Annotated in this window: 11 protein-coding genes; 3 read left to right on the top strand and 8 right to left on the bottom strand. The window is 64.4% G+C overall.

The window, feature by feature from the left end; translation table 11 throughout:
* Nucleotides 1-54: 54 nt before the first annotated feature.
* The 4 genes from BSQ44_RS16760 to BSQ44_RS16775 form a co-directional block, all read right to left on the bottom strand.
* Nucleotides 55-3,201, bottom strand: a complete 3,147-nt coding sequence (locus BSQ44_RS16760; RefSeq protein WP_072606207.1) for an efflux RND transporter permease subunit — start codon at nt 3,199-3,201, stop codon at nt 55-57.
* Entirely contained in the window at nt 3,198-4,418 is a 1,221-nt protein-coding gene (locus BSQ44_RS16765; RefSeq protein WP_072606209.1) for an efflux RND transporter periplasmic adaptor subunit, read from the bottom strand. The genes BSQ44_RS16760 and BSQ44_RS16765 overlap by 4 nt, the downstream gene beginning before the upstream one ends.
* A 61-nt stretch (nt 4,419-4,479) precedes the next feature.
* Nucleotides 4,480-5,148, bottom strand: a complete 669-nt coding sequence (locus tag BSQ44_RS16770) for a TetR/AcrR family transcriptional regulator (RefSeq protein ID WP_072606211.1) — start codon at nt 5,146-5,148, stop codon at nt 4,480-4,482.
* 143 nt (nt 5,149-5,291) lie between these two features.
* Nucleotides 5,292-6,821: a cryptochrome/photolyase family protein gene (locus tag BSQ44_RS16775; protein ID WP_072606213.1), complete on the bottom strand. Its 1,530-nt coding sequence runs from the start codon at nt 6,819-6,821 to the stop codon at nt 5,292-5,294.
* A gap of 100 nt (nt 6,822-6,921) precedes the next feature.
* Here BSQ44_RS16775 and BSQ44_RS16780 point away from each other — a divergent pair, with 100 nt between their 5' ends.
* Nucleotides 6,922-7,386, top strand: coding sequence for a RidA family protein (locus tag BSQ44_RS16780; RefSeq protein WP_072606215.1), 465 nt, complete (start codon nt 6,922-6,924; stop codon nt 7,384-7,386).
* Between the two features lie 55 nt (nt 7,387-7,441).
* On the opposite strand, the gene BSQ44_RS27920 is transcribed toward BSQ44_RS16780, so the two are convergent.
* The 3 genes from BSQ44_RS27920 to BSQ44_RS16790 form a co-directional block, all read right to left on the bottom strand.
* Nucleotides 7,442-7,561, bottom strand: coding sequence for a hypothetical protein (locus tag BSQ44_RS27920; protein ID WP_418202141.1), 120 nt, complete (start codon nt 7,559-7,561; stop codon nt 7,442-7,444).
* Between the two features lie 75 nt (nt 7,562-7,636).
* Nucleotides 7,637-8,407, bottom strand: a complete 771-nt coding sequence (locus BSQ44_RS26940) for a hypothetical protein (RefSeq protein WP_157894615.1) — start codon at nt 8,405-8,407, stop codon at nt 7,637-7,639.
* Nucleotides 8,379-8,897: a DUF488 domain-containing protein gene (locus BSQ44_RS16790; protein ID WP_072606219.1), complete on the bottom strand. Its 519-nt coding sequence runs from the start codon at nt 8,895-8,897 to the stop codon at nt 8,379-8,381. Before BSQ44_RS16790 ends, BSQ44_RS26940 begins: the two co-directional genes overlap by 29 nt.
* A 118-nt stretch (nt 8,898-9,015) precedes the next feature.
* On the opposite strand from BSQ44_RS16790, the gene BSQ44_RS26945 reads away from it, so the two are divergent.
* Nucleotides 9,016-9,162 (top strand): hypothetical protein, encoded by a 147-nt coding sequence (locus BSQ44_RS26945; protein ID WP_157894616.1) that lies wholly within the window; start codon nt 9,016-9,018, stop codon nt 9,160-9,162.
* A 13-nt stretch (nt 9,163-9,175) separates the two neighbouring features.
* Here BSQ44_RS26945 and parC read toward each other — a convergent pair whose 3' ends face one another.
* Nucleotides 9,176-11,467, bottom strand: coding sequence for a DNA topoisomerase IV subunit A (parC, locus tag BSQ44_RS16795; protein WP_072606221.1), 2,292 nt, complete (start codon nt 11,465-11,467; stop codon nt 9,176-9,178).
* A gap of 284 nt (nt 11,468-11,751) precedes the next feature.
* Between parC and BSQ44_RS16800 the strand changes: the two genes are divergently transcribed.
* A complete protein-coding gene (locus tag BSQ44_RS16800) occupies nt 11,752-12,936 on the top strand; it encodes a hypothetical protein (RefSeq protein WP_072606223.1) in 1,185 nt (394 codons plus the stop codon).
* The last annotated feature ends 24 nt before the right edge of the window (nt 12,937-12,960 follow it).

Below are 12,960 nucleotides of genomic sequence, written 5' to 3' on the forward strand. Positions count from 1 at the left end.
GATCGCCGCCCGGCGCGTCGCGGGCGGCAATCAGAGAGGTCCAGGGGCTGAGCGTTACTCCGCCGCGATCGGGAGATCGTGGCCGGCGGTGCGTTCCAGGGCGTGGACGTTGCCGGCGTGCGCGCCATCCTCGCCGGGCTCGTCCTTCTCGTTGGGCCGCACGGCCCAGCGGAAGAGCCGTGACACGCCGAGCGCCGCGTCGTCCATGATCGTGTACATGGACGGGATGAAGACCAGCGACAGGACCGTCGAGACCAGGAGGCCGCCGATCACGGCGATCGCCATCGGCGCACGGAACTCGCCGCCGTCGCCGAACGCCATCGAAGCCGGGATCATGCCCGCCGACATGGCGATGGTCGTCATGATGATCGGGCGCGCGCGCTTGCGGCAGGCGTCCAGAATGGCTTCGGCGCGCGGCACGCCGTGCTTCACCTCCTCGATGGCGAAATCGACCAGCATGATGGCGTTCTTGGTGACGATGCCCATCAGCATGAGGATGCCGATCACGACGGGCATCGAGACCGCCGAGTTCGTCAGCCACAGGGCCGTCACCACGCCGCCGATCGACAAGGGCAGCGAGCCCAGGATCGTGATCGAGTGGAACACCGAGCCGAAGAGCAGGATCAGCACGACCAGAACCAGCATCAAGCCGGTGACCATTGCCATGGCGAAGCCCGCGAAGACCTCGCCCATGACCTCGGCGTCGCCCGTCTCCTGCACGCGAACGCCTTCGGGAAGGTTCTGCACGCGCGGCAGGGCGTTGACCAGCGCGAGGCCCTCGCCGATCTCGTAGCCGGGGGCCATGTCGGCGCCGATGACGACACGGCGCTGGCGGTTGAAGCGCTGGATCGACGACGGCCCCTGGCCGTAGCTGATGCTCGCGACCGAAGAGAGCGGCACGGTGGCGCCGGTGGCCGTCTGCACCGGCAGCGAACTGACGATCGAGAGATCGTCGCGCGCCGCCTCGTTCAGCTGCACGCGGATCGGGATCTGGCGGTCGCCGACCGTGTACTTGGCAAGATTGGCGTCGATGTCGCCGATGGTGGCGATGCGCAGCGTCTCCGACAGGGTCGCGGTCGAGATGCCGAGCTGGGCCAGGCGATCGAGATCGGGTTCCACGATGATCTCCGGCCGGTCGAGCGCGGCGTTGGACGAGATCGCGCGGAATTTCCCCGTCTGGGTCATGGCGCTCTGGATCTCGCGCGCCGTGGTGTCCAGCAGATCGCCGTCGGTGCCCATCACGCCGAACTCCAGCGAACGCTGTCCGCGGTCGTTGACGAAGTAGACGCGCAGGTCCGGCACGACGGCGAGCTTGGTCAGCAGCGTCTCCTCGATCTCGGCCTGCTTCACCTCGCGCTCCGACTTGTGGACGAGGTCGGCGACCACGGTGGCGCGGCGCGGCTCGAGCGAACCGGTCGGGCTGGAGCCGCCGATGACGTAGACATTCTCGACCTCGGGCATCTCCCGCATGATCTCGGTCACCCGGTCGGTGGTCTCGCGGGTGTCCTCCAGCAGGGTGCCCGGCGGCAGTTCGAGCGAGAAGACGATGCGGCTGGCATCCTCCTTGGGGATGAAGCCCGACGGCAGGAAGCCGATCGCGTACATCGACGCCCCGAAGAAGCCGATGCCGGCGAGAAGCGTCAGCCAGCGGAACCGCAGCGACGTGCGCAGGAAACCCATGTAGCCGCGCATGATGAAGCCGGGATTCGGCTCCTCGTGGCCGTGGGCGCGCAGGAAGTAGGCCGCGAGCATGGGCGTGATCAGCCGGGCGACGAGCAGCGAGAAGAACACCGCCACGGCGACCGTGAGGCCGAACTGCTTGAAGTACTGGCCCGCGACGCCGCCCATGAAGGAGACCGGCGCGAAGACGGCCATGATGGTGGCCGAGATCGCAATGACGGCGAGCCCGATCTCGTCGGCCGCCTCGAGTGCGGCGCGATATGGCGACTTGCCGAGCTTGATGTGGCGCACGATGTTCTCGATCTCGACGATGGCGTCGTCGACGAGGATGCCGACCACCAGCGTGATGCCGAGAAGGCTGACGAGATTGAGCGAGAAGCCCATCAGGTCGAGCGCCCAGAAGGTCGGGATGGCCGACAGCGGAAGGGCTGAGGCGGCGACCAGCGTGGCGCGGAAATCGCGCAGGAACAGGAAGACGACGAGCACGGCAAGCACCGCGCCCTCGACGAGCGTCTCCATGGCCGAATCGTAGTTGCCTTCCGTGTAGGAGACGGAATCGTCGACCTTGGCGATCGAGACGTCCGGATATTCCGCCTGGAGTTCGGCGATCGCCTCCGTCGCCCGCTCGTTCACCTCCACGTCGCTCTCGCCCTTGCCGCGGAAGATGCCGAAGGAGACGACGGTCTGGTTGTTGACCCGCGCGAACGACTTCGGTTTCGCCCAGGAATCGGTGACGGTCGCGATGTCCGACAGGGTGACGCGCCGGCCCCCCGCGAGCGGGATTTCCAGCGAGCGCAGGCCTTCGATCGAATTGGCGCCGCCGAGCGTGCGAATCGTCTGGTCGCGGCCGCCGAACTCGCCGTTGCCGCCCGTCAGGTCGACGTTGGCGGCCCGCAGCGCCCGGTTGACGTCGCCGGCCGTCGCACCGAGCGCCGTCAGGCGGTCCGGATCGATCTCGACCTTGATCTCGCGCGTCACGCCGCCGTAGCGATCGACGCGGGCCACGCCCTTCAGCCCCTGGAGATCGCGGATCACGACGTCGTCCACGAACCAGGAGAGTTCCTCGATGGTCATGGCGGGAGCGCGTACCGCGTAGGTCAGGATCGCCTGGCCTTCGACGTCGATGCGGTTGACGAGCGGCTCGTCGGAGGTTGCCGGCAGCGCGGAGCGGATGCGCTCGACGGCATCCTTGACGTCGTTGACGGCGGTCTGGGTGTCCACCTCGAGGCGGAATTCGACCATCGTCTGCGAATTGCCCTCGGTGATCGTCGAGATGACGTTCTTGACGCCCGAGATGTTGGCGACGGCATCCTCGACGCGCTTGGTGACCTGCGTCTCGAGTTCGCTCGGGGCCACGCCGGGGTCCTTCACGACCACCGAGACGAGCGGGATGTCGATGTTGGGAAAGCGCGTGATCGGCAGGTTGGCGAAGCTGATCAGTCCCAGCGCCGTCAAGACGATGAAGAGGAGGATGGAGGGAACCGGATTGCGGATCGACCAGGCGGAGAAGTTCCAGTTCATTGTGAGACGGCTCCCGTCCGGTCGCCCCGCACGGGCGTGATCGCGTCGCCGTCGGCCACGAAGGTGCCGGCACGGGAGACGACTTCGTCGCCTTCGGCGAGCCCTTCCAGGATCTCGACGTAGCCGTCGGCCCGGGCGCCGAGCACCACGGGGACGGTCGATACCTTGTCGTCGCCATCCAGGCGCTGCAGGAAGCCATCGCTGCCGCGGTAGACAAGCGCGGTGGACGGCACCGCGACGCCCTCGCGCCGCAACAGCTCGATGCTGCCGCGGGCGAAATTGCCGGCCCGCACGTTCTCCTCGGCGGAGAGCGCGATGCGGATCGTGCCCATGCGCAGTTTCTGGTCGACTTCGGGCTCGATCATGCGGATCTCGGCGGGGATCGCTTCGTCCATGCCGGGCAGGCGCACGTTCGCCTTGAGCCCGGCCGAAAGGCGCGGCAGGACGGTTTCGGGCACGTCGGCCGCGAGCTCGAGCTGGCCGTCGATGGCGATGCGGAACAGCGGCCCGACGCTCGCCCCGACGATGCCGCCGAGCGTGGCGTTTCGGGCCAGGATGAGCCCGTCCGCCGGCGCCTTGACCTCGGTCTTCTCGATCTGGAGATCGATGTTGCGCATCTGCGCATCGATGACGCCGAGCTGGGCCTCGGACGCGGCAAGCGCCTTCTGCGCCGAGACGAGCTTGGCCTGCGCGCTGTCATAGGCATTGACGGCATTGTCGAGTTGCGACTGCGCCGCGATGCCTTTTTCCTGCAAGCGGCGGGCGCGTTCCAGCCCTTCGTCGGCCTGGCGCACGCCGATCTCGGCATCGGTGATCTGGGCACGGACCTGCGCGATGCTCGCTTCCGCCTGGGCGCGGTTGGCCACGACCTGGGCGCGCTGCGTTTCCAGCATGGCCTTGTCGAGCACGGCGAGAAGGTCGCCCTTCTTCACCATGTCGCCCTGGTCGGCATGGAGTTCCAGCACGATCATGCCGGAAAGGTCGATGCCGACCGCGGCTTCCTCGCGCGGCACAACGCTGCCGGTCACCTCAAGTGTCTCCACCAGTTCGCGGCGCTGCGCCGGCACGACGCGGATCGCGGGGGGACGCGCGCCCTCGACCGCGACGGCCGACGTCTCGGCCTCCGGCGCGGTGAAGGCATCCTGGGAGATGCCGAGTGCCGCGGCTCCGGCTAGGAGCACCGCCGCGGCGGAAAAAAGGACCCGTCTGGTCTTCATGGTTCGCCTCGTGTGATGGCGGATTCAGTATCGGCCGGCCGTTTCAGGTCGTTGCCGCTCGTCAGGCCGTTTCGTGAAGCTTGCGTTTCGGTCGAAAGATCGCTTCCATCGTCACGCGCATCAGCGCCTCGACGCGGTCGAGCGACACTCCTTTCGAAGGAAGGTCGTTGATCGCCAGCCCTTCGCCGATCGCCATGAGGACCGGGAGGATCGTCTCGAGTTCGACACAGGGATCGATCTCGCCGCGACTTATCGCGGCTTCGAAGTAGTCGCGGAAGCTGGACTGCACCTCGCCCATCGACTGGTGGCAGGTGAACTGGATCGCCTCGTTGCGCATGGATTCGGCGCGGATCTCGGTAAACAACGGCGCATTGCCGCTTTCGTGGATGTAGCGGAGGTGCCCCATCGCGGCGTTGACGAAGCCGTCAATCACGTTCGGGTTCTCGCCCATGGCGGCGAACATCTCGGCCTCGTGGCTGCGGTCGGCTTCCGTGATCGCCTCGATGATTGCTTCCTTGGACGGGAAGTACCGGTAGAGCGCGCCGGGGCTCATGCCGAGCTCGGCGCAGATCTGATGCATCGAGGCACCCTGGAAGCCGGAGCGCACGAAGCAGGACTTGGCGGCATCGAGAATGCGCATCACCTGCTGGTCGCGGCGTTCCGCGCGCGTCATGGGCGCCTCGACGGCCTCGCCTTCCGGCTCGACCACGAGTGGCTGCGTGTAGGGCATGCTAATTTACCTGAATGCGAATGATCGTTCTCAATTTAAGCGAATGTTCGTTCGCAGTCAAGATACCGCACTGCACAATGATGAGAGCGGAAGGCCGCCGATCGAAACAGGCTTAATGTTCCGGGAGGTATACGAAGGCGCAGTCAGCGCGGATCGGACAGGAAGGCCGCGGCGGAACGGCGCATGTCGGCAAGGTCGTCGTCCTTCATGCGATCGAGCGTCGCGTACATCATCCGCATGCGCCGGTTGCCGCCGAGGCGTTCGCGGTGACGCGCCAGGAAATCCCAGTAGAGATAGTTGAAGGGGCAGGCATCCGGGCCGTGCCGCTTCTTCACGTCGAAACGGCAGGCGCCGCAATAGTCCGACATGCGGTCGATGTAGGAGCCGGAGGCGGCATAGGGCTTGGACGCCATCAGGCCGCCGTCGGCGAAGAGGATCATTCCGACCACGTTCGGCATCTCCACCCACTCGTAGGCGTCGTGGTAGACGACGAGATACCACTCCTGCACCTCGCGCGGATCGAGTCCCGCGAGGAGACAGAAATTGCCGATGACCATGAGCCTCTGGATGTGGTGCGCATAGGCGTTGGCTTTGGTCTCGCCGATCGCCTGGGCAAGGCAGTTCATGTCGGTCTCGCCCGACCAGAAAAACCAGGGCAGCGGCCGGTCGGCGCCGAGCGCGTTTGCGGTGGCGTAGGCGGGCATCTTCCACCAGTAGATGCCGCGCACGTATTCCCGCCAGCCGACGATCTGGCGGATGAAGCCTTCCACCGCGTTGAGCGGCGCGTGGCCAGAATGATAGGCATCTTCGGCACGCCGGCAGCACTCGGCGGGGAGCAGCAGGCCGCAATTGATAAGCGCCGAAAGATGCGAATGGAAGAGCAGCGGCTCTCCCGTGCGCATCGCATCCTGATAGTCGCCGAACAGCGGCAGGGCATGCTCGACGAACCAGTCGAGCAGGGTGAGCGCATCCGATCGCGTGACGGGATGGTCGAACGGCTCCAGGTCGCCGAAGTGCTGGGGAAAGTTCGCCGCGACCAGGTCGATCACCGTCCGCGTCGTCGCGTCGGGCTCGAACCGCGGCCGTCGCGGCACGTCGATGTCGGCGGGCAGCGGCCGGCGGTTCTCGCGATCGAGGTTCCAGGCGCCGCCCTCCGGCCGGTCGCCGCGCATCAGATAGCCTGTTCGGCGGCGCATCTCGCGGTAGAAGAACTCCATGCGCAGTTCGCCCTTCCGTGTCTCCGCCCACTCGGCGAAGTCGCCGGTGGAACAATGGAACCGCGTATCCTCCCGGATCTCCACCGGACAGGGCAAGGTCTCGGCCCAGTCGCGCATGGCCTGCAACAACCGCCATTCGCCGGCTTCGGTCACCACCACCCGGTCGGGGCGATGCCGTTCCACGGCGCGCTGCAGCGCCTCGCCCAGCGTCCGCGGCCCCCTCGCCTCCCCGAAACGGACGTAATCCACCGTAACTCCTTCGGCGCGCAACTCTTCGGCGAAGTGGCGCATGGCCGAGAAGAGGAAGGCGATCTTCTTCTTGTGGTGGCGGACATAGGTGGCTTCCGCGCCGACCTCGGCCATCACCACGACGTCGCGGCCGGGATCGAGCCCGTCCATGCTGGACATCGAGCGGGAAAGCTGGTCGCCGAGGAGAAAACGCAGGGTACGGATCATCGCCGGAAGAAATAGGCCCGAGCCGAAATCCGTCGAGCCTCGACTTTGAAGCGGCGGCGAAACGGGGCAAGATCGCCCGCGACAGCGAGAAAGGACGAAGATGCGCAGGACGGTGGTACCGGCGGCCCTGAAGGGCGTCTACGACAACTGGCATTTTGCGCCGGCGGTGATCGCCAATGGCATGATCTACTGCTCGGGCATCATCGGCACCAGCCCCGGCGGCGAGACGCCGGGCGCCGACGGGCTGAAGGGCGCCGAGGCGACGCTCGCCGACCCCGATGCGCCGCTGGCTGCGCTGGCGGCAGTGAAGGACCCGGAAGCCCAGTTCGCCACCGCCTTCGAGGCGCTGAAGGCCATTCTGGCCGAGTGTGGCGCGGAGCTATCCGACATCGTCGAGATCACGACCTACCACGTGGACATCGCCCGCCACATGGAGACCTTCATGCGGGTGAAGGACCGGTATCTCAAGGAGCCATGGCCGGCGTGGACGGCGATCGGGGTGAGCGAGCTGATCGTGCCGGGGGGATTGATGGAGATCAGGGCGGTGGCGGTGGCGCGGGGGTGAGAGGGCTCAGTTCTCGCGCCCCTCTTCAACCGCCCGGGTCTTCAGACGTGCGAGATCACGCTCCTAAATGGCGATCGACACCACGGTGAAGATTGATCCAATTGTCATCCTCGGCAAGTGTCGTGTGCAGCCCAAACGAAGCGAAGACAAGCATCTGCGTGATGACGGTAAGCACGTAGCTTATCGCGACATCGGTGAGGGTATCTGCCAGCAATATGACGCGCGACTGAGCAAAAATCTCCTAAATAAGTTAGAAGAGAGACGATTGTCTGACATCGTCGAGGCGTATCACACCATTGATCAGCCACGTATCGGGATAAAGCGAGTGGGTACCCATTGCGAGAAGCATCCCCTTTTTCGGGTACTCCTCGCCGAAAACTCGCTGCAACTGATCGAGCGCTTTGGTTTCTCCATAATTGTTCGACCAATTGAAATATGTCGCTTCAATCTCCCAATCCTGACAGGTGCCGAAACGTTCACCGTCCTCGGTGCGATATCGATATTTAAACCGAAAGGGGCACGGTCGATATGGCGTCGCTTGTTTTGAGAAGAGATCGCCCTGCGCTCGAAGTGCATCGAATCGCTTAGCTTCTTCGTCGATATCGGAAGATGATTTCTTCTCGGCGACAAACTCGATTATGTCTGGTTTCAGTAGCGCAAGCGATCGGCCGGCGTTCCGTTCTCGTTGAAGGCTGGTGATGATCGATTTCGTCAGGAACCGCTCGCGTTCCCCTCGCTTCAATTCACCAGAAATTTCAATCGAGTCCTGATCGACGCGCCTGCTTTCGGGACGAGGATCATCATTCGGCCGCCGCCACTTGAATTTTATGCGGTCCCACCGTCCGAATTTCTTGTTGGCATCAAGCAGTCGAAAAGAAACCGGATACAGACGGAGCCACTGGCCATATAGATCGAGACCGGCGCAGCAAACTGTTTCCCCGTGTCGCTGACCGACTTGGGGTGCTGCTTTGATGATAACGACCGCTTCGGTGTTACCCGAAGATGGCAAGTGCTCCGTCATGCGTGTGTTCAAACCCCCTACCGATCTTGGTCTTCAAGCCGCTTTGAACTCCGAGGTGAACAAGTCGAAACCCGCCATATTGAGCCATTTGATTGGCGACGATGCAACGATGACAATGTGTATGATCGCGCTCAAAACAAAGGAGACATGCCATCTTCTGCGAGGCAGCATCCAATCCGCGACGCATGTCGGTCTGCGCGGCTGACGACTTCAGGTGCGCTCCAAAAATCTGACGGAAATCATCGAAGCGCCCTTCGCGCGCAGCGATCCGACCAGGCTTGGGATCTCCAAGACCCTTCAGATGCAGGTATTCGATATCGCAGGTCTCCAACGAGCGCGAAAGCGCATTTTTTGAGAATCCCGGCTTTCTGGAGATCGGAACATCACGCACATCGATCAAGAGGTCGATCCCGAAAGCTTTCAGCGTCGCGAGAAAATCGCCGATAGAACTTCCTTCATAACCGACCGTGTACAGAGTCTTATGTTTCATTTACCTGCGAATCCCTCACGTAAGTTTTTACTAGACCATGACACACATGGTTAACAATTTCCTTTATGCATTCGCGACAGCGGTCCTGCGGCAGGCATCCAGCGTGCAAAGTGGAGGCATGGCCATCGCGATCAAGGGAAACCTGGATTTCGGCCTGCTGGCAACACATCATCCATCGGTCAGCAGTTCAGCCGAGAGAGAGTTGCAGCCCGCGCCGCAACCATCCCTCTCGGGCGTCTATCGCAAGTACTCTAAAGGCGAATAGTCGAAGCTACTCCCTACCCGAACTTCCCCGTCCGCGGAAACCCCTTCGGCACCATCCGTCCGGCGGCGGCGCGGTCGCCGGTCCATTCGGCGAGTTCTTCCTTCGACTTCACGAAGGCGCGGCCGGCGGAATCGGTCCAGGTCAGGCCGGCTTCGAGGGTGAAGGTCTTGATGTCGGAGACGCCGCCGTCCTTGTAGCGTTGCAGGCGCACGCCCTTGCCGCGGCCCATTTCGGGGATCTGGGCCAGAGGGAAGGCGAGCATCTTGCGGTTCTCGCCGACGACCGCGACGTGGTCGCCGTCGACCGGGATGCAGCGCGCCGCCTCGTCGGGCGCCTTGACGTTCATGACCTGCTTGCCCTTGCGGGTGTTGGCCGCCACCTCCTCTTCCGGCACGACGAAGCCATAGCCCATGTGCGAGACGAGCAGGAGCTTTCGCTTCGGATCGTGGACGAAGGCGGTGACGATGGCCTGATCGTTCTCCATGTCGACGATGATGCGGATCGGCTCGCCGTGGCCGCGTCCGCCGGGCAGCCGGTCGGCGCCAATGGTGTAGAACTTGCCGCCGGTGGTGAAGACGAGGATCTTGTCGGTGGTCTGAGCGTGGAAAGCGAGCTTGAGCTTGTCGCCCTCCTTGAAGGCGAGGCTGTCGAATTCCGCCAGGTGCCCCTTCATGGCGCGCAGCCAGCCCTTTTCGGAGACGACGACGGTGATCGGCTCCTTCTCGATCATGGCGTGCTGGATGTGGGTGACGTCGTGTTCGGGCGCGTCGGCGAAGCGGGTGCGGCGGCGGCCGAGTTCGGTGCGCGAGCCGAAGCGGTCGCGCAGCTTCTCGACCTCCCAGCGGATCGTCTTCCACTGCTTTGCGTCGGAGGCGAGCAGCGCCTCGATCTGCGACTTCTCGGCGGTGAGGTTGTCGAATTCCTTGCGGATCTCGAACTCCTCAAGCTTGCGCAGGGCGCGCAGGCGAAGGTTGAGGATGGCTTCGGCCTGGGTATCCGTCAGGTCCCAGCGGGCCATCATGACCTGCTTGGGCTCGTCCTCCTCGCGGATGATACGGATGACCTCGTCGATGTTGAGATAGGCGATCAGGTAGCCGCCCAGGATCTCCAGGCGCCGCTCAATCTCGGCCAGCCGGTGCCGGGAGCGCCGGACGAGGACCTCCTTGCGGTGGTCGAGCCACTGCTGCAGCGCCTCCTTCAGCGAGACGATGTTGGGCACGCGGCCGCGCGACAGCACGTTCATGTTGAGGCTGAAGCGGTTTTCGAGCTCCGACAGCTTGAACAGCGATTCCATCAGGATGGCCGGATCGACACTGCGGCTCTTGGGCACCAGAACGACGCGGATGTCCTCCGCGCTCTCGTCGCGGATGTCCTCCAGCAGCGGCAGCTTGCGCGCCATCAGGAGCTCGGCGATCTTTTCGATCAACTTGGCTTTCTGCACGCCGTAGGGGATTTCCGTGACGACGATCTGCCAGGTGCCGCGCCCCTGGTCCTCGACGGACCAGAGTGCCCTCACCCGGAACGAGCCGCGGCCGGTCTTGTAGGCCTCCACGATCGTCTCCCAGCGGTCGACGATGACGCCACCGGTGGGAAAATCGGGGCCGCGCACCATGTTCTCGTCGTCGTCCTCCGGGTGCGGCGTCTGGGTGAGCAGGTCCTCGACCGTCGCATCGGGATGGTCGATCAGGTGGAGCGAGGCCTTGCAGAGCTCCGCGACGTTGTGCGGCGGAATGGAGGTCGCCATGCCGACGGCGATGCCTGTCGACCCGTTGGCGAGCAAATTCGGGAAGGCGCCCGGAAGAACCGTAGGCTCCTCGTTCTCCTCGTTGTAGGTGGGGCGGAAATCGATCGCATCCTCGGTGATGCCGGACAGAAGCTCGGTCGCCGCCTCCGTCATGCGCGCCTCGGTGTAGCGCATGGCGGCGGCGTTATCGCCGTCGATGTTGCCGAAGTTCCCCTGCCCGTCGACCAGCGGGTAGCGCACGGAGAACGGCTGCGCGAGACGCACCAGCGCGTCGTAGATCGACTGGTCGCCATGCGGATGGAACTTGCCCATGACCTCGCCGACGATGGAGGCGCATTTGGCGAAGCGCTGGTCGGGATTGAGGCGCAACAGGCGCATGGCGTGCACGATGCGGCGATGCACGGGCTTCATGCCGTCGCGCACGTCGGGCAGCGCCCGGTGCATGATCGTCGACAGCGCATAGGCGAGGTAGCGCTCCTCGAGCGCCTTCTTCAGATCGACGGGCTCGATACCGTCGCCATCGCCATCGCCGGACCCGGGCGGAATCAGGCTTTTTCCCATGTCCGGGGGTTAGCGGAGCCGGCCCGCCGCGGCAAGCGGGAACGGATTGCCGTCCCCAGCGGATATGCGGGGAAACGCCATGCGGGCTCCACCGCCACGAAACGGCAACGTTGCGATGCGATCCGAAAGGTCCCCGGAACGCCGACGCGGGCGCCGTGGTGGATCAAACACGGGAGTGGCATAGTTTACAGACGGCGGCGGCTTGCGCGGGCAAGGACATCATACGGTCGCTTTTTCTTCGATTGATGAGAAAAGAAACGCACGGAAACCTCAGGGAACACATCATGACGCTTCACAAATCCAGGCTCAGAACCCTCGCCATCAGCGGCCTGCTCGCCGCTCTCGCGCCGCTGCCCGCCTTCGCCCAGAGCGCCGACGAGGTCGCCGCCCGCCTGAAGGCCATGTTCGAGAAGCAGGGTGTCCAGGCTTCCTGGGACGATGTGAGCGGTTCGGGTTCCTCCGTCATGCTGCAGGGCGTGACGATGAGCGCCCCGGGCGAACAGGAAAAGATTGCCATCGGCGACCTCGACCTCGAGGACGTTCGCCAGGATGGCGAGACGATCATCGTCGGGACGCTGACGCTGCCCACCTATTCCTTCTCCGGGGAAGGAGTGGAGGTCGACATGAGCGACATGTCCATCTCGGAGCTGCAGCTGCCGCCGCAGGACACGACCGACACGATGAATGACATCGCGGTCTACGATAGCGCCGATATCGGGTCCCTGAACGTCTCCTACGCCGGCAAGGACGTCTTCTCGCTGCAACAGCTTCATACCGAGATGACGGGCGGAGACGGCGCGCCCTATGCGTTCAGCGGCGCCGCGGAACGCTTCAGCGCCGACCTGTCGTCGATCGAGGATGCCAAGGCGAAGGCTGCGCTCGCGAGCGCAGGTTACGAGACGCTCGCAGGCACCTTCGAGATGGCGGGAAGCTGGGATCCCCAGAGCGGCAGGCTTTCGCTCGACCAGTACGACATCGCGGTCGACGATGCCGGCACGCTCGGCTTCACCTTCGAGATCACCGGCTACACGCCGCAGTTCATCGCCGCATTGCGCGAGATGCAGACGAAGATGGCCGAGACTGAAGGCCAGGACAACTCGGCGCAGGGCATGGCGATGCTGGGCCTGATGCAGCAGCTCAACCTGCACGGCGCCACGCTGCGCTTCGACGACGACACGCTGACCCAGAAGGTGCTCCAGTACTTCGCCAACCAGCAGGGCGCCAAGCCCGCCGACATCGCCAACCAGGCGAAGGCCGTGCTGCCCTTTGCGATGATGCAGGTCGGAAACCCGGAACTGACGGCCCAGGTGAGCGCGGCGGTGAACGCGTTCCTCGACAATCCCGAGAGCCTGGAAATCCGCGTCGAGCCGGAGAACCCCCTCCCGTTCGCCATGATCGCCGCCAGCGCCATGACCGCACCGACGTCACTGCCACAGCAGCTCGGCGTGGGGGTGTCCGCGAACGAGTAGCGGCGAAAAAGGCGCAATCGAACG

The organism is Aquibium oceanicum, from assembly GCF_001889605.1.
GTDB lineage: Bacteria > Pseudomonadota > Alphaproteobacteria > Rhizobiales > Rhizobiaceae > Aquibium > Aquibium oceanicum.